Raw genomic sequence first — 17,336 nt, 5'->3', positions numbered from 1 at the left:
GCGATTACCCTTTTGAGAAGGTAAAATCACCCATATTTAATGCTTTTGGAACCCCAGTGTATTCACTTTGATTGCCCATCATGGATTGGCTCATGGACACATGCCGTACGATGGCTTCGTTCTGAATGACACTATTTTCAATAACAGCATTTTCAATGCAACAGTTGCTTCCAATTGAAACGAAAGGACCAATCACTGAATTGCGAATTTGGGTATTTGGTCCAATATAACAGGGGGGGATGATTTTGCTGTTTTGTAAGTCTGCCGAGGGATCGATCAATTGCTCGAAGTTTTCTTTCAATTCCAGCACCCTCCGATTCGTCTCCAGCATATTTTCCATGTTGCCACAATCCAGCCATTCTTCGATGGTGGCTTTGCGAAAACGAGTGCCCTGGTTTTTCATGAGTTCGAGCACCGAAGTGATTTGAAACTCACCTTTATCCTTAATGTTTTGATTGATTAGTCGTTCGACCTGGCTGCGAAAATAACCACCGTCGCGGAAATAATAAATCCCCACAATGGCTTGATCAGAGACGAAGACAGGCGATTTTTCTACAAAATCGGTGATGATGTTGTCCTCGTTGGCCTTCACTACACCAAAAGAAGCCGGATTATCCACTTGTTTGACCCAAATCAGTCCATCTTGGGTCGTGTCAAAATTGAAATCGGCTTTGAACAAAGTATCCGCAAAGGCCACGATACAAGGCCCCTCTAAACTTTCGCGTGCTTTGTAAATGGCGTGAGCAGGTCCGAGAGGCAAATCCTGCTTGTAAATGGAACATTTGGCACCGATCAAAGCGGCAATACCTTCCAGTTGGAGTTCTACTTCTTTACCAAAATCGCCGACAACAAAGGCAACTTCTTCAATATCTTCTGAAAATGATGCATGAAAATCCTCAACAATACGCTGTACGATGGGTTTGCCTGCAATAGGAAGAAGTGGTTTTGGAATAGTTAAGGTATGTGGACGTAAGCGTGAACCTCGTCCAGCCATGGGGATAATTACTTTCATGTAAAATACTTTTGAGGTCTACAAGTTTGTATTTTTTAAGGGAGAACTCTTGAGCACGCTCAACACATTTTCATCCTCAAATGATACAAACTTGTAGACTCTTTTGCGCCGCATAAAGCGCTTGTTCAACCTGTAGACGCAGCTTACTCTACAACAGTCACCTTAAGCATGTTGGTACGATGGCGGCGATGCAAGGGCATGGTAGCAGTATTGACAATGATGTCACCTTCCTTGATGACACCGTCTTGCTTCAAAATTTCGGTTACGTCGGTGATTGTTTCGTCGGTGGTCGTAAACTGGTCGTAGTAGTAACAGCGCACACCCCACACCAGGTTCAGGGTCGACAACATGTGCTGGCGATCTGAAAAGATGTAAATTTCGATGGTGTTTTTGGGGCGGTAGCTCGATACTTTAAACGCGGTATATCCCGAACTGGTCATCCCCACGATGGCTTTGGCGTGAATGTCTTCCGCAGTTTTGGCGGCATTCAAACACACGGCATCGGAAAGGAAAGTACGCGATTGAGGCGAAGGTTGGGGGCGACGTGCGCCAATGGTGAAGTGCTTTTCAGCTTCTACAATGATCTTCGTCATGTACTCAACCACTTTTACGGGGTGCATGCCCGAAGCGGTTTCTCCACTCAACATCACTGCATCTGCACCGTCCAATACGGCGTTGGCTACGTCGGTAGCTTCGGCACGGGTAGGAGATGGATTGGTTATCATGCTCTCCATCATTTGGGTGGCTACAATCACGGGACGAGCGCGTTGCAAACACTTTTGGATGATCATTTTCTGAATATTCGGCACTTGCTCGATCGGCATTTCGATCCCGAGGTCACCACGAGCCACCATCACCGCATTGGATGCTTTGATGATTTTGTCGATTCGGTCAATGGCTTCGGGTTTTTCAATTTTGGAGATGATCTTGGCAGGGTGTCCTTTTTCATGCAGAATTTCACGCAGTTGTTTCACGTCGGAGGCACGGCGAACGAAGGACAAGGCAATCCAGTTGACTGGCTGAGTCAGGATGAAAGCTAAGTCCGCCAGGTCTTTTTCAGTTAAACAAGGCAGTGATACTTTGGTATTCGGGAGGTTTACACCTTTACGCGAGGACAAGATTCCACCGTAAATGGTTTTCAGCTTAACGGTGTCTTTTGAGTTGGTTTCTACCACTTCAAAAACCAGTTTGCCGTCATCTACAAGTACCGTTTCGCCCGCTTTTACATCTTTGGGGAAATCCTGGTAACTCATGTAGATTTTTTCCATATTGCCCACACATTTTTCGTTGACAAAAGTGACCACATCGCCTGGCTTGAGCTCGAGTGCGTTGTTTTCAATCTCGCCTACGCGCAATTTGGGGCCTTGCAAATCGGCGAGAACACCGAGGTGCATTCCGTATTTCTCGTTGATGTATGTTACGTGGTTGATGACCTGCAGGTGATCGTCATGGGTACCATGCGAAAAATTGAGGCGAAACACGTTCACCCCGGCCTTGGCCAAATCGAGTAGAGCTTCGTAGGTTTTGGAGGCCGGGCCGACCGTTGCTACGATTTTTGTGTTTTTGATTGGGTGCGCAATAGCTTCCATCGTTTGCATTAAAGGTTGGATGAAAATAAAAGTTGGTTAATAAGGTGCTTGCACAAAGAAAATTATCTAAGGCGAACTAAGTGTAAATTTTACAATAAACTTTGGTGCAAAAGTACGTTTATATTGGAGAAAACAAAAACACTTGCAATGATTAGCACTTTAATTCCCAGTCCAGAATCATGAGTTCCATCTTGCTGACAGGTGCACGCGCTCCGGTGACCCTGGAGTTGTGCCGGGCCTTTGCACAACAGGGGCATCGGGTTTATTTGGCGGATATGAACTTGTTCCCGATCGCACGCTGGAGTGGATTCGTGGAGCAATACCTGCGGATTCCGGCCCCGGTGCAAGAATTTGCCGCTTTTACCCAAGCCCTGAAAGATTTGGTGGAGCGCTACCAGATTGAACACCTGATCCCCACTTGTGAAGAGACTTTTTATGTGAGTAAAATCAAGGATGAATTGCCTTGTCGGGTGTGGACGAATGGCTTTGAGCTCATGGTGGAATTGCACCACAAACAGCGTTTTTTGGATTTGGCTCAAAACTTTTTTCAGATTCCAGCCACTCTTTCTTGTGCCGATTTTGAAGACTGGAAAAATGCGGAAGCTTACGTGTTTAAACCCGTTTTTTCCCGTTTTGCCAGTCAAGTAATCATTGGACAGCCGGAGCAAAAATGCCAGACACCACGCAAAAAACCTCAGGATTGGATCGCGCAGGAACGGCTGTTCGGACAGGAAATTTGTGTGTATTCCATTTGGCACCAGGGGCAACTGGGGGGCTTTGCGGCCTATCGCCCCATGCAACGAGCGGGTAAAGGGGCTAGTGTATACTTCGAGGGCTTTTTTCGGCAGGACATTTTTGAGGCGGTGAAAAAATTTGGGGAGCATTACCAAATTGAGGGGCAACTGAGTTTTGACCTCATGCTCTGCGGCGATAAACTGTATGTGTTGGAGTGTAACCCACGCTCAACGAGTGGTGCACATTTGCTGGGCGAGGATTTGGCTAGCTGTTTTTTGTCCGATCAGCAATTTGTACTACGCAGCACCAAAACCAAAGCCATCAAACTGGCTTGGCTCCTGAACCAACCGGGGTCGATTTTTTCCAGCGATTTTTCAAAACTGGAAGACGTTATCTGGCACTCGCAAGACCAGCGGCCTTTTTTTCTACAAGGTTTGAGTGTGCTCGAACTGCTGTACCTCGCCATTCGCCATCGGCAAAATGTATTGGCGGTTTCTACCCGGGATATTGAATTCAATGGCTAGTTGAGGGGTTGAGAGGTTTAGAAGTTGAGCAATCGGTCGCTGAGCGGAGCCGAAGCGCCTATTACTCAACTTATAAACCTCTCAACTCCTCAACTTTTTAAAAAGCTTTTTGTATTTTCACGCTTCAAAAAATACCATTCATCATGTCATTCGAAGTTGAAGGAAAATTGCATAAGGTCTATCCATCTGAAAATAAATCAGGGAGCTTCCAGGCTCGTGAGTTTGTGATTGAAGTGGAAAGTGGACAGTACCCACAATTCGTCAAGTTTCAACTGGTGCAAGACCGTTGTGCCCTGATCGACGATTATACCGAAGGTGAAAACATCAAGGTGCATTTCGACCTGCGCGGTCGGGAATGGCAAGGCAAATATTTCACGAATTTGAACGCATGGCGTTTGGATCGGCCTTCCAAAGCAGAGAAGAGTAGCGCGCCGAGTGCTTCGGCGGAGGAGGATGGATCTTTCCCTAGCGCTGGTGATGAGCGGACGAGTGGGGGCGGTGGGAATAGTAAGGATATGGATGATCTGCCGTTTTAGGCTTTATTACTGAGGTGTGTCTTTAGTGTCTGAGGTTTCTTAGGTGGTGAAATACCTGCTTCGCAGGTCTCATTATTTTTCACCACCTAAGAAACCTCAGACACCTAAGATACACCTCAGTAATTATATACTATTGGTTGAATTGACCATCTATTCCTGACCCGTCAGCCCATACTGCTTCAGCACCTCTTCTGGCACACCCAACCAGGTATTCGGCTGATTGCCCACATAGCCCAAATCCTGAAAGCCCATTTCCGTGGTATAAAACCCGGTCATGGTCAAATCGCGCATCAGGTTGAAGAAGGCTACCCCTTGTTTCATCGCGGGTTTGGCCTGTTCTGGATAAGCAATATCGTCCACGATTTGGATGCGCTCAGCAGCAGTGCAAGCCACGAACTTTTTGCCAAAACGTTTCATCGCCTGGTTGTCGATCCACATCATGCCGCCACGCAAGGGCGTTTGCTGCTGAGGCATGTCCTTGGCCATGAACTCGATGAAGGCAGGCACTCCTGCTTGGGAAGCACTGCCTGAAGTTGCATCGGCTGGTAAAATGATGTCACAAATGACCGTGATGGTGGCCATTTCGTGTGGCGTGAAGAAGGTTTCCGCCATCAGTTTGGCGTCGCGTTCTACCTCCTCGGGGGTACGCCCAGGCGCGGCCTTCTTTTTTTTCTTTTTGCCCGCTTCCAGGTCAGACTCCTTTGTTGGGCTGGCATTGAGACCAGTGGCCGCCGTAGCTACACCCACTGAAGTCAAAGCGATATTTTTGAGCAAATCTCTTCTTTTCATTGGAAGATATTTTTGGTTGAGGGAGGTTGAGAAAGGTTGAGGAGGTTGAGGCTGCCGCAAGGGACGCTGACAATGTCGCTTGCGGTAGCCTCAACCTTCTCAACCTCCCTCAACTTTCTCAACTACTTCTTAAATTTTATTGGCCTTCACCTGTTCAATAATGTATTCCGAAGTGCGCATCGAAGAAGCCAGGATCGTCCAGGTCACGTTTTTGTCCCCTTGCGATACGAAGGGAGCTGCATCCACCACAAACAGATTTTTTACATCGTGCGCTTGTTGCCACTCGTTGAGGGCCGACTTGTTGGGGTCTTTGCCCATCCGCACGGTGCCGATCTCGTGGATGATTTGTCCAGGCTTGGCCAGTCCATAATCATTCTCCGGACCTGGTTTTCTGCCTTGCGGAATCCCCCCCATTTCGACGATCATTTGTTCAAAGGTATCCTGCATGTGTTTGGCCTGCTTGATCTCGTGATCCGTCCATTTGTAGTGGAAACGCAGTACTGGGATACCGTACTTGTCCACTTTGTCGGGATCGATTTCGCAGTAGTTGCTTTCGAGTGGAATGGGTTCGCCGCGGCCCGCCATGTTGATGTAGGCACCAAAGAAGCGCCGGGCATCCTCCTTGAGGCGAGAACCATAACCACCAGCGGGTTTGGTTGAGCCATCCCCGTAAGCATATTTGCCATTGGACCCCTGCATGCCCATACCAAATCCATAGGCCGGCATACCCATACCCCCGCCGTATTCAATGTGGTATCCGCGGGCAAAGTCAAGTTTATTGTTGTTGAGCCACCAGGGTGTATACACGTGCATGCCGCCAACCCCGTCTTCGTTGTAGCGCTTGCGGTCCATCAGGGCGGGAATGAAACCCGAGCGGCTGGCCCCCGTGGAGTCGTTCAGGTATTTGCCGATCACCCCGCTGCTGTTGGCCAAACCTTGCGGGAAACGTCCACTTTTAGAGTTGAGCAACAAACGGGACGATTCGCAGGCCGAGGCAGCCAGCACCACCACTTTGGCTTTGACGCTGACTTCCTCACGGGTGAGGGTATCTACGTAGGAAACCCCCGTAGCCAATCCGGTTTGTGTATCGGTGAGCACCTCACGCACCATGGCCCCGTTGACCAGCGTAAGGTTACCCGTTTTTAGGGCAGGAATGACCAAAACGGAAGAAGAAGAAAAGTCAGCGTATACGGCACAACCCCGGTTGCACTGCCGACAGTTGAAACAAACCCCACGTTCATCGTTGATCTTTTGGGTGAGGATCGACAAGCGGGAAGGAATCACCGGAACGCCGATGTTTTTGCCTGCTTTTTTGATCATCAACTCATGCAATCGCGGCTTGGGAGGGGGTAAAAAATGGCCATCGGGTTCGTTGGGAAAATTTTCCACCGATCCAAAAACCCCGATCAGTTTGTCCACCCGATCGTAAAAAGGTTTGAGGTCGTCGTAGCCAATGGGCCAGTCGTCGCCAATGCCAGTCATGGAACCTCGGCGGAAATCGTCGGGTCCAAAGCGTAGGGAAATCCGGCCCCAGTGGTTGGTACGCCCACCCAACATGCGCGAGCGGAACCAGTGGAACTCGGTACCCCCCACGGTAGTGTAGGGTTCCCCCTCAATTTGCCAGCCGCCCCAGGCTGCGTCAAAATCGCCAAAAGCACGGGTACTGCCTGCTCCACGGCGGGGCGACTCCCATGGCCATTTGAGCTGGGTAATGTATTTGGGGTCGGCAGGGTCGTAATAACCACCTGCTTCTAAAAGGCATACCTTCGCGCCCGCCTTGGCGAGCATGTACGCGGCCATGCCACCTCCGGCACCGGAGCCAACGATGACGACGTCGTAGGTTTTGGGTTCTTCTTTGATCTGCATGAGTTGTATGGGTTGTGGGGCAAAAATAAGTGCCCATTTTTCTTGAACCAAAGGATTAGATAAGACACTTAAAATGAAGCGTTTACTTATCTAATCCTCTAGCAAAATGAGCACTTATTTTTTTATCGCCCCTTAGTTAGCTGCAACAGGTACAATGCGGTTGATCATCCCAGGCTGTTCGGTAGCGATATAAATGTAGCCGTCCGGGCTCATTTCAACGTTGCGCAAGCGGCCCATTTTTTGCAAGAGGATTTCTTCTTTTTGGAATTTGCCATCTTTGAGGACGACGCGGCTCAAGTATTGGAAGCGCAAGGAGCCCAACAAAAGATTGCCTTTCCAGGCAGGGTAACGGTCACCTTTGACGAAGGTCATCCCGCTGGGGCCGATCGAAGGTGTCCATTGATGGATGGGCTGTTCCATGCCGGCCTGGGCAGTTTTGGGGGTCATGATGGTCCCGTCGTAATTGATGCCATAGGAGATTGTCGGCCAGCCATAATCGGCTCCTTTTTTGATCATATTGATCTCGTCGCCACCACGGGGACCGTGCTCAGTGGCCCAAATTTGGCCCGTCGTGGGGTCCATACACAAACCTTGGGGGTTGCGGTGGCCATAGGAATAAACCGAGGCAGTTTTGCCAGCTTGACCCACAAATGGGTTGTCGGCAGGAATGGAACCATCATCCTTGATGCGGTGGATTTTGCCTCCCCCAGCATCCAGTTGCTGCGAGGTTTTGTAGTGGTTGCCCCGGTCGCCTACACTGAAATACAGGTAACCATCACGGCCAAATTCTAACCGGCTTCCGTAGTGGTGGCGGGTGGTGAAATAAGGCTGGGCGTCGAAAATCATTTTTTCATCCAGCAATTGATTCCCCTCCAAACGGGCGCGGGAAATGGCAGTACTGGTCAATACCTTATCGCCTTCTTTCTTGCCGATGGAATAAGAAAGATAGATCAGGTTGTTTTGGGCAAATTGAGGGTGTAATTCCACATCCAGCAAGCCACCCTGGCCTTCAGCCACTACGGGCGGTACACCACTGATGGGCTGCATGTCGCCAGCGGCGCTGCGGCGGTACATTTTACCATTGCGGTCGGTGATGAGCATGTCGCCACCGGGTAAAAAGGCCATACCCCAGGGAGAATCCAGCCCTTCGGCTACTCGTTCGATTTGAAATTTCATACCTTCCGAAGTGAAGGTTTCTCCGGGGCGTGGGTGGGTCACTTTGGTCACGTCGAACTTGCCCATGTTGGCAAGGTTCTTCAGGATGTAATCGGCCATGCCCTCAATTTCTTTTTTCTTAAGGGTTTTACCAAAGGACGGCATGCCATTGTCGGCCCAACCATTGGTGATGGTGGTGATGAGTTCGGCACGGGAGTTGCCGTGTTTCCAACGCCGATCCACAAAGGTTTGGGCAGATGCACCGTGGCAGGAAGAGCACAATTCATCAAAAATTTGCTCAGGACTGCGTTTTTGTTGGGTGATCTTGTCGGTTTGATTGGAATCAACATAGGCCAGGCCCAGGGCCAGGAGCACTAGAGTCGTAAAGGAGAAGTACTTGGTCATTGCGAATACTTTTGGGTGCAGCCACGAATATAAAGAATTGTGTTGGCCAAAAGGACTTTGGGCAAATAAAATTGCCGAATGACGAGTGAGGGGGGTGAATGGTTTTTGACGATGGGGGGAAGGGATGGCAAGTTTTAGGTATAGACGCTATTGCGCAGCATCAAAATAAGCATTTGACAACTGATGAATTGATATGAATCTTGGTAATCCTTCCTTTTTTAATGGGCTAAAACGCGGATTGGGCAAGCGCAAGGCTTGCCGCTACTAGCCCTCCACCAGCGTCCCAATATTCTCCCCTTTCACGATCCGCTTCAAATTCTCATGATCCCCGATGTCAAAAACGATGATCGGTAGGTTGTTTTCCTGGCAGAGCGTAAAAGCGGTCATGTCCATGACTCCGAGGCCGAGGCTGATGACTTTGGCGTAGGTGAGTGTATCAAATTTGGTGGCGGTAGGATCTTTTTCGGGATCGGCGCTGTAGATGCCGTCTACCCGGGTGCCTTTGAGGATGACGTCGGCGTTGATTTCGTTGGCGCGGAGGGCGGCGGCCGAGTCGGTGGTGAAGTAGGGGCTGCCGGTGCCCGCAGAGAAGATGACCACCCGGCCTTTTTCAAGATGGCGAATGGCGCGGCGGCGGATGTAAGGTTCCGCGATTTGTTTCATTTCAATGGCCGAGATGAGGCGGGTATAAATGCCCGAACCTTCGAGGGCGCTTTGTAGGGCCATGCCGTTGATGACGGTGGCCATCATGCCCATGTAATCGCCTTGAACGCGCTCAATTCCTGATTTGCTGGCGGATAAACCCCGGAAAATATTCCCGCCACCGATCACTACGGCGATCTGTACACCAATGTCGATGAGGCCCTTAATTTGATTGGCGTAGTGAAACAACATTTTGGCGTCGATGCCGAATTGTTGGTCACCCATTAAGGATTCTCCACTGAGTTTAAGCAGGATACGTTTGTACTTGAGCTGCATGCGCCAAAGCTGATTTTTAATTTGAAGTCGAAGATAGCAGTTTTGTAGAATAACTCCTAATGTGGTTGTTTTCCAAAACTGTGTAGTTGCTATTAATGAAAAAGGCGAACCGGAAATTTTTCCGATTCGCCTTTCTGGATTAACCCAGTTTCACGTGTTTGAAGCCCGTGGCGACCAAGTCTTTATCGATGGACTTGAGGTAAGCGCCAATGGTCAGTTTGTTGTCCTTCACGAAGTCCTGGTTGACCAGGGTATTCTCCTTGTAGAACTTGTTCAAACGGCCCAAGGCGATCTTTTCAAGCATTTCTTCTGGTTTGCCTTCGTTGCGCGCCAGTTCTTTACCAATTTCAATTTCTTTTTCTACTACACTTGCATCAACATCGTCCTTGTCCAGGGCAACGGGGTGCATGGCAGCTACCTGCATGGCTACATCACGGCCAGCATCGTAGAAGTTGTCGGCAGTTTTGTTCAAGCCTACCAATACACCGGCTTTGTTGCCCATGTGGATGTAAGGACAAACCATGGCTGCTTCAAGGCGTTCGTATACAACGTCAATTTTTTCGCCAATTACGCCGACTTGTTCGATGGCTTTTTCACCAACGGTGATGTCTTCGTATGACAAGGCCAAAAGCGCTTCCAGGTTTTCTGGAAACTCTGCCAGAGCGAGTTCCGCAAAACCGCGGGTCAGGGCGATAAAATCTTCATTTTTGGCAACGAAGTCGGTTTCGCAACCCAATTTAACGATTACACCACGTGTTTTGTCGGGCGACACAAGTGCCAATACACAACCTTCAGTAGTTTCACGATCTGCACGCTTCAGGGACAATTTTTGTCCTTTTTTGCGTAGCAAATCGATCGCTGTATCGAAATTCCCTTCAGCTTCGACCAATGCATTTTTGCAGTCAGACATACCGGCACCGGTCATGTCACGCAATTTTTTTACATCAGCGGCAGAGATGGTAACGCTCATGGTAAGTGTTGATTTATATGTTGATGAATGGTTGGAATGGGAGCTGTCAGCTATCAGCCGTCAGCTATCAGCAATCAGAGACAGCCATCAGCAATCAGTTTTCAACGCAGAATCTGGCTGAAAGCTGATTGCTGATAGCTGATAGCTATCTTACTGCTTCCTTCTCTGCTTTCACAGCTTTGCGCTCTTCCAAACCTTGGCGAATGGCTTCTACCATATAATCAGTGATGATTTTTACGGATTTAGAAGCGTCGTCGTTGCCAGGGATAGCGTAGTCCACCTGATTTGGGTCAGAGTTGGTGTCTACGATACCGAAAGTGCGAATACCCAGTTTGTGGGCTTCAGCAATTGCGATGTGCTCGTGAGAGATGTCTACTACGAAGATGGCAGCAGGCAGGCGGTTCAGGTTGGCGATACCACCCAGTACTTTGTCCAGTTTGTCGCGTTCACGCGTCAAAGTCAGGCGTTCTTTTTTGGTTACGCTGGTGAGCGTACCATCAGCAAGCATGCGGTCGATGGTTTGCATCTTCTTCACCGAACGGCGAATGGTTGCAAAGTTGGTCATCATACCACCCAACCAACGGTCGGCGATGAAGGGCATCCCTACGGTCTTTGCTGCTTCAGAAACGATGTCGCGAGCCTGTTTTTTGGTCGCAACAAACATGATTTTTTTACCACTTTTGGCCATTTGGCGCATGGCGTTGGCTGCACGATCCAAGGAATCGAGGGTGCGATTCAGGTCAATGATGTGAATGCCCTTGCGCTCCATGAAGATGTATGGAGACATTTTAGGGTTCCACTTCTTTTTTAAGTGACCGAAGTGAACGCCAGCATCCAAAAGTTCTTTATAAGTAGGCTTATCCATTATTCCGGATTGAAAAATTAGAAAGAAAACTTTTCCACAAATACGAGTTCCATTAACGCTTGGAGAACTGGAAGCTCTTGCGCGCCTTTGGCTTACCGTATTTCTTACGTTCAACCTCGCGGGCATCACGGGTAAGGAACTTACGGTCTTTCAATGGCTTGCGGAAGTCTTCGTTCAATTGAATCAGGGCGCGGGAAATACCCATACGCACTGCTTCAGCTTGGCCTTTAAAGCCGCCGCCAGAAACGTTTACTTTGATATCGTACAGTTTGTCTACTGCAACTTCTTGCAGTGGTGCCACAACGGCTATTTGTACGTGAGTTTGTGGGAAGTACTCTTTATAGTCACGGCCATTTATCTCGATATTGCCTTCACCTTTTTTCAGGTAAACACGAGCTACAGATGACTTTCTCCTCCCGGTGGCATTAATTTGTTCAGTCGTCATGTTGACTTGATGTTCCCACAGCTAGGCCATGGGTTGTGTTTACTTCTTAAAATTCAGTTCAATCGGCTGTTGTGCTTCGTGTGGATGATTGGCACTTTCGTACACAAACAATTTTTTCACCATTGCACGACCTAAGCGGTTCTTAGGTAACATACCCTTGATGCCACGCTCTACCAAATAAATGGGTTTGCGCGCCAACAGGTCTTTTGCTACAATGCGCTTCTGACCACCCTGGAAACCGGAGTAAGTCTGGTATTCTTTCTGATTCAACTTATTGCCTGTAAAGCGTACTTTGCCTGCATTAACGATGATCACATAGTCACCCGCATCAAAATGAGAGGTGTAAGAAGGTTTATTCTTGCCACGCAAAATGTGCGCCACCTGGGAGAACAAACGTCCAGCAATCTCGCCTTCCGCGTCGATCACATACCACTTGCGCTCTACAGTTGCCTTATTTGCATGAACCGTTCTATAACTTAACGTATCCACTTGACGATGTTTTTGTAAAGTCAATTAAAAATCAATTCTTCGGTGCTTTCTAGCTCAGCTGGCATCACGCCTCCCCCTAAAGCGGTGCAAATGTAAAGTGCTTTTTTTCTTCTTGCAAGCTTTTTTCAAAAAAAAATTACAAGATTAAATTCATAAATGCCTGAAAAACAGTAAAAATTTCGAACAACATTTTTATTTACCCCCAACCAACCCTCAGTGCTGCATTTGATTCTTTATCCAATTGAATTGCGCAATTCACAAGAATAGAGTAATTTTGCAGCCCTATGGAGAAGAAAACCACCGTTTTACCAGTTTTGGCTTTGTTGTTGATGAGCATTTTGTGGCTGAATGGCTGCAAAAGTGAGTTTGAACAAATTCGCACCGGCGGCGATGTGAAAAAGATTTACGCCAAAGCTTTGGAATATTACCAGGCGGAAGAGTGGCAAAAGTCCCAAACCCTGTTGGAGATGATCATCCCCAATGTGCGTGGAACAAAGGAGGCAGAGGACGTGTTTTACAAATACGCCTATACCTTTTATAATTTGCGGAGCTACACATCGGCTTCGTACCACTTCAAAACTTTCGCCAATACTTATGGTGCCAGCCCATTGCGCGAAGAGGCAGAATTTATGTCTGCCTACGCTCAATACCAGGAGTCCCCTACTTTCCGTTTGGATCAGGGCAACACCAATCAGGCCATCGAAGAGTTTGAATTTTTTGTCAATACCTATCCAGACAGCAAACGGGTAGCGGAGTGCAACACACTCATCGACCGCTTGCGCTTGAAATTGGAGACCAAAGCATTTGAAGAAGGAAAATTGTATTTCAATTTGCGCTATTACCAATCGGCAGTAAGTGCGTTTGAAAACCTGCTGAAAGATTTTCCGGAAACCAAAAATGCCCAAGAAGTGCGTTTAATGATCCTGCGTTCGTACTACGATCTGGCGCTCAACAGTATTTTGGACAAAAGGGAAGAACGATTTAAGGAATGCCGTCGTTTGTCGGCTGAATTCCTGGAACGTTACCCTAAGTCAGAAAGCCTGAAAGAAGTACAGAGCATTCAGGATAATTCCAATAAACAGTTAAAATTATTGACCAATGTCCGATATCAAAACCAAAGTGCAAGGTCTGGATCCTAACGTTCGTGCCCGCAACATGGACGCAATGGCCCGCAAAACGGCTAATGTATACGAATCACTGGCCATCATCACCAAGCGTGCCCGCCAATTGAGCGTAGACCTCAAGCACGAGTTGCACAACAAGCTGGAGGAGTTTGCAGTGAATTCGGATACCATCGAGGAAATCAGCGAAAACAAGGAGCAAATCGAAATCTCCAAGTTTTATGAGCGTTTGCCGAATCCGGCTATCATTGCTACCGAGGAATTCCTCAACAACGAAATCGCTTTCCGTTATGTAGAGCGGAAGAAGCGCCCACAGGAATAGAAAAGATGAGAGATGAAAGATGAAAGATGATATGATATGAACTCTTATCTTTCATCTCTCATCTTTCATCTCTCATCTCTCCCGCTTATGTTGCAAGGCAAAAAAATCATCCTCGGCATCTCCGGTAGTATTGCTGCCTACAAATCTGCCTTTCTCACGCGCCTACTCATCAAAGCTGGAGCCGAGGTACAGGTGCTGATGACACCCTCCGCCCGTGATTTTATTACTCCACTTACCCTTTCCACGCTCTCCAAACGTCCGGTATACAGCGAAGTCAGTTCTGAAACGGGGTGGAACAACCACGTAGAGCTAGGCCTATGGGCCGATGCCATGCTGATTGCGCCAGTAACTGCCACTACTTTAGCCAAATTGGCCAGCGGGCTTTGTGACAATATATTGGTAGCGGCCTATCTGTCGGCGCGTTGCCCGGTCTTTTTTGCACCGGCCATGGACCTCGATATGTGGCATCATCCCGCCACCCGGCACAATGTAGAACGTTTGATCAGTTATGGCAATCAGCTCATCCCTGTAGGTGTAGGGGAGTTAGCCAGTGGCCTTTCTGGTGAAGGACGTATGGCCGAACCCGAGGAGATTGTGGCGTATCTGGAGCATTTTTTTGCCCAAAAACAAGACTTGGCGGGTAAAAAAATCCTGTTGACCGCCGGTCCCACCTACGAACCCATTGACCCTGTGCGCTTCATTGGCAATCGTTCATCTGGCAAAATGGGCATTGCCCTGGCCGATGCGGCAGCCCGCCGTGGTGCAGAAGTTACGCTGGTGTTGGGACCATCTAAATTGACGCCACAGGAAAAAGCGGTAAAACTGGTCAAAGTGGAAACCGCTCAGGAAATGCACGACGCGGCCCTGCAATTGTTTCCACAAATGGACGCAGCCATTCTTGCCGCTGCAGTAGCCGATTACCGTCCCAAAACGGTGGCTACCGAAAAAATCAAGAAAAAAGGCGAAGAACTACAATTAGACCTGATCAAAAATCCCGATATCGCTGCCGATTTGGGTAAAATGAAACAGGCTGGCCAGTTGTTGATTGGATTCGCGCTGGAAACCAACGACGAAGAAAACAATGCCCAGGGCAAACTGGAAAAAAAGAATTTTGATTGCATTGTCCTGAACTCCCTACGCGATGCCGGTGCCGGGTTTAACCACGACACCAACAAGATCAGCATCCTGTTCAGAAACAATAAGAAACGCGATTTTGAGTTAAAGTCAAAGAATGCGGTTGCGGAGGATATTCTGCAAGCAATGATCGATTTATTCAAGGGTTAGGAACGGAAACAAAAATAGCTGCTGCTATGAGGAATTTTTTCACAGTCTTTGTCTTGTTTTTTGCTGGCTTGATTATGGTTCAAGCCCAGGAATTGAATTTTACTACCAAAGTAAACATCCAACGTTTGCTGGCGGCTGATCCGGCGGTATTCAATGGCTTGGAACAGGCATTGAGAGAATTTGTCAACAGCGGCAAATGGACCGAAGACGATTTTCGCCAAGAAGAACGCATCAAAGGCAACATTCTGCTGACCATCACTGGCGAAGCCACCGATGATAGCCAAAGACCCATCCCCAACGTATATACTGCTGAATTGGCCATTCAGGCTTCACGCCCAATTTATGGCAGCAGCAATGAAACGGCCCTCTTCAATTACATCGACCGCGAGGTGACGTTTAAATACGAGCAGTTTCAACCGCTTCAATTCAGCAAATCAGTGTTTAACGACAACCTTTCGCAGGTGGTGGCATTTTACATCCACATCATCCTGGGTATGGATTACGATTCCTTTTCGCTGAACGGCGGTTCGGATTATTTTCAGGCAGCCCAACAAATTGTGAATGTAGCGCAGAGTGCTTCGGCAGTGAAAGGCCGGGGCTGGAACTCCATCGAAGGCAACAACCGCAACCGCTTTTGGATCAGCGAAAACTGGTCTTCGCCCCGGATGAAACCCATGCGTGAGTTGCAATACGTGTACCACCGTTTGGGTTTGGATCAAATGTCGCAAGACCCCGCCAAAGGGCGTTCGATCATTTCCAAAACCCTGGAAAACGCGCGTAAATCTTTTGATACTTACCCGAATACCATCCTGATGCAATTGTTCCTGACCTCGAAATCGAAGGAAATCACCGAGATTTTCAGGGTGGGAACGCCCGATGAAAAAGACCGCGTAGCAGACATCATGTCGCGGATCGATCCAACCAATGCGAATAATTACCGGCAATTGCGGCAGTAATGGCGCTGCTGGAATTCAACAAAAACGGCATTTATTGCGCCCAGGCCGATGTCTACATCGATCCCTGGAAACCCGTCAAACGCGCCCTCATTACCCACGGCCACTCCGACCATGCCCGCTGGGGTTCTGATTATTACCTCTGCACGCGCAGTGCCAAGCCCGTCATCCGCTACCGCTTGGGCCCCATCAACATTGAAACTGTAGGCTACGGTGAAAGCCGCTTGATCAACGGCGTACGTTTTTCCTTTCATCCCGCTGGACACATTGTGGGTTCTGCCCAAATTCGGGTGGAGTACCAGGGCGAGGTGTGGGTCGCTTCGGGCGATTACAAACTAGAAGACGATGGTTTAGCAGAGGCGTTTGAACCCATAAACTGCCATGCTTTTATCACCGAATGTACTTTTGGGCTGCCGATCTACCAATGGCCCAAACAGGAGGAAGTTTTTGCCGACATCAATGCCTGGTGGTCGCAAAATAAAGCCGAGGGCAAAGTGACTGTGCTCACGGGCTATGCCCTGGGCAAGGCCCAACGCCTGATGCATGGCCTGGATACCTCTATCGGCCCCATTTTCACCCACGGTGCGGTGGAAAACGTCAACGAAATCCTGCGCGCACAAGGCATTGTCCTTCCACCTTCCACTCGACTGGCTCAGGATACGAAAAAAGGTCAAATAGAGGGGGCCATCATCATTGTTCCACCTTCTGCGGCAGATTCGCCCATGGTGCGGCGCTTTTCGCCTATTTCATTGGGTTTGGCTTCGGGTTGGATGGCGCTGCGCAGTGCAAGGCGCAGGCGCAATGCCGATCGGGGTTTCATTTTGAGTGATCATGGCGATTGGGATGAACTCAATCAGGCGGTGGCCGCTACGGGGGCTGAGCGCATTGTTGCTACACATGGCTATACTGAGCAGTTTAGTCAGTGGTTGCGTGAGCAGGGTTATGATGCCAGTTCGGAGAAGACGGAGTTTGATGGAGAAGTATTTGAGGGGGAACCAGTTTCGGAAGAATAATAGCAAATGACGAATTTTTCGAATGACGAATGACGAATTTGGAGCGTTGCCCTCAAGATTTGTTGATGAATACGAATAAATAGGACTCAAATCTGGAACTTACCCTTAATCTTCCACGCCCGATGTATTCGTCATTCGAAAAATTCGTCATTTGCTTTGTCATTCGTTTTAACTAAATATTTAGGAACGCCTGCCAACTTTAAATCTATCCTAACTAGCGCTTAACGCCATTTAACAAATTCTGCCTGCATCTTTGTTTCATCAAACATCACTTACGAAAAACCA

Annotated in this window: 17 protein-coding genes; 7 read left to right on the top strand and 10 right to left on the bottom strand. The window is 48.5% G+C overall.

Going from position 1 to position 17,336, the window contains the following annotated elements:
* Window positions 1-4 precede the first annotated feature (4 nt).
* Window positions 5-1,012 carry a sugar phosphate nucleotidyltransferase gene (locus ACEW9O_RS16870; RefSeq protein WP_373551358.1) on the bottom strand — a complete coding sequence of 336 codons (1,008 nt, stop codon included), beginning with the start codon at window positions 1,010-1,012 and terminating at the stop codon, window positions 5-7.
* A 143-nt stretch (window positions 1,013-1,155) separates the two neighbouring features.
* Window positions 1,156-2,601, bottom strand: coding sequence for a pyruvate kinase (gene pyk, locus ACEW9O_RS16865; protein ID WP_373551357.1), 1,446 nt, complete (start codon window positions 2,599-2,601; stop codon window positions 1,156-1,158).
* 179 nt (window positions 2,602-2,780) lie between these two features.
* On the opposite strand from pyk, the gene ACEW9O_RS16860 reads away from it, so the two are divergent.
* Complete coding sequence (locus ACEW9O_RS16860; RefSeq protein ID WP_373551356.1) at window positions 2,781-3,860, top strand: ATP-grasp domain-containing protein; 1,080 nt, start codon at window positions 2,781-2,783, stop codon at window positions 3,858-3,860.
* A 143-nt stretch (window positions 3,861-4,003) separates the two neighbouring features.
* Window positions 4,004-4,396: a DUF3127 domain-containing protein gene (locus tag ACEW9O_RS16855; protein WP_373551355.1), complete on the top strand. Its 393-nt coding sequence runs from the start codon at window positions 4,004-4,006 to the stop codon at window positions 4,394-4,396.
* Window positions 4,397-4,546: 150 nt separating this feature from the next.
* Here the strand turns inward: ACEW9O_RS16855 and ACEW9O_RS16850 are convergent, their stop codons facing one another.
* The 8 genes from ACEW9O_RS16850 to rplM form a co-directional block, all read right to left on the bottom strand.
* Window positions 4,547-5,185: a gluconate 2-dehydrogenase subunit 3 family protein gene (locus ACEW9O_RS16850; RefSeq protein ID WP_373551354.1), complete on the bottom strand. Its 639-nt coding sequence runs from the start codon at window positions 5,183-5,185 to the stop codon at window positions 4,547-4,549.
* 129 nt (window positions 5,186-5,314) lie between these two features.
* Window positions 5,315-7,051, bottom strand: coding sequence for a GMC oxidoreductase (locus ACEW9O_RS16845; protein ID WP_373551353.1), 1,737 nt, complete (start codon window positions 7,049-7,051; stop codon window positions 5,315-5,317).
* 132 nt (window positions 7,052-7,183) lie between these two features.
* Window positions 7,184-8,611, bottom strand: coding sequence for a PQQ-dependent sugar dehydrogenase (locus tag ACEW9O_RS16840; RefSeq protein WP_373551352.1), 1,428 nt, complete (start codon window positions 8,609-8,611; stop codon window positions 7,184-7,186).
* 264 nt (window positions 8,612-8,875) lie between these two features.
* Window positions 8,876-9,589, bottom strand: coding sequence for a UMP kinase (gene pyrH / locus ACEW9O_RS16835; RefSeq protein ID WP_373551351.1), 714 nt, complete (start codon window positions 9,587-9,589; stop codon window positions 8,876-8,878).
* Window positions 9,590-9,728: 139 nt separating this feature from the next.
* Window positions 9,729-10,559: a translation elongation factor Ts gene (gene tsf / locus ACEW9O_RS16830; RefSeq protein WP_373551350.1), complete on the bottom strand. Its 831-nt coding sequence runs from the start codon at window positions 10,557-10,559 to the stop codon at window positions 9,729-9,731.
* Between the two features lie 145 nt (window positions 10,560-10,704).
* Window positions 10,705-11,424 carry a 30S ribosomal protein S2 gene (gene rpsB / locus ACEW9O_RS16825; protein ID WP_373551349.1) on the bottom strand — a complete coding sequence of 240 codons (720 nt, stop codon included), beginning with the start codon at window positions 11,422-11,424 and terminating at the stop codon, window positions 10,705-10,707.
* A 52-nt stretch (window positions 11,425-11,476) separates the two neighbouring features.
* Entirely contained in the window at window positions 11,477-11,869 is a 393-nt protein-coding gene (rpsI, locus tag ACEW9O_RS16820; RefSeq protein ID WP_373551348.1) for a 30S ribosomal protein S9, read from the bottom strand.
* A 39-nt stretch (window positions 11,870-11,908) separates the two neighbouring features.
* Window positions 11,909-12,358, bottom strand: a complete 450-nt coding sequence (gene rplM, locus ACEW9O_RS16815) for a 50S ribosomal protein L13 (protein ID WP_373551347.1) — start codon at window positions 12,356-12,358, stop codon at window positions 11,909-11,911.
* Window positions 12,359-12,642: 284 nt separating this feature from the next.
* Between rplM and ACEW9O_RS16810 the strand changes: the two genes are divergently transcribed.
* From ACEW9O_RS16810 to ACEW9O_RS16790, 5 genes are all read left to right on the top strand, one after another.
* Window positions 12,643-13,497, top strand: coding sequence for an outer membrane protein assembly factor BamD (locus ACEW9O_RS16810; protein ID WP_373551346.1), 855 nt, complete (start codon window positions 12,643-12,645; stop codon window positions 13,495-13,497).
* The gene (locus ACEW9O_RS16805) at window positions 13,457-13,801 is read left to right on the top strand and encodes a DNA-directed RNA polymerase subunit omega (protein WP_373551345.1); all 345 of its coding nucleotides are present in this window, start codon (window positions 13,457-13,459) and stop codon (window positions 13,799-13,801) included. Before ACEW9O_RS16810 ends, ACEW9O_RS16805 begins: the two co-directional genes overlap by 41 nt.
* An 87-nt stretch (window positions 13,802-13,888) precedes the next feature.
* Window positions 13,889-15,085: a bifunctional phosphopantothenoylcysteine decarboxylase/phosphopantothenate--cysteine ligase CoaBC gene (gene coaBC / locus ACEW9O_RS16800; protein ID WP_373551344.1), complete on the top strand. Its 1,197-nt coding sequence runs from the start codon at window positions 13,889-13,891 to the stop codon at window positions 15,083-15,085.
* A 26-nt stretch (window positions 15,086-15,111) separates the two neighbouring features.
* Window positions 15,112-16,041, top strand: coding sequence for a DUF4835 family protein (locus ACEW9O_RS16795; RefSeq protein WP_373551343.1), 930 nt, complete (start codon window positions 15,112-15,114; stop codon window positions 16,039-16,041).
* On the top strand, window positions 16,041-17,051 hold the full coding sequence (locus ACEW9O_RS16790; protein WP_373551342.1) for a ligase-associated DNA damage response exonuclease: 1,011 nt from the start codon (window positions 16,041-16,043) through the stop codon (window positions 17,049-17,051). Before ACEW9O_RS16795 ends, ACEW9O_RS16790 begins: the two co-directional genes overlap by 1 nt.
* Window positions 17,052-17,336: the final 285 nt, after the last annotated feature.

It is taken from the genome of Haliscomenobacter sp. (genome assembly GCF_041740695.1).
Taxonomy (GTDB): Bacteria; Bacteroidota; Bacteroidia; order Chitinophagales; family Saprospiraceae; genus Haliscomenobacter.
Note: the sequence above shows the minus strand (reverse complement) of the source record. Positions and strands in the feature narration are given on the sequence as shown.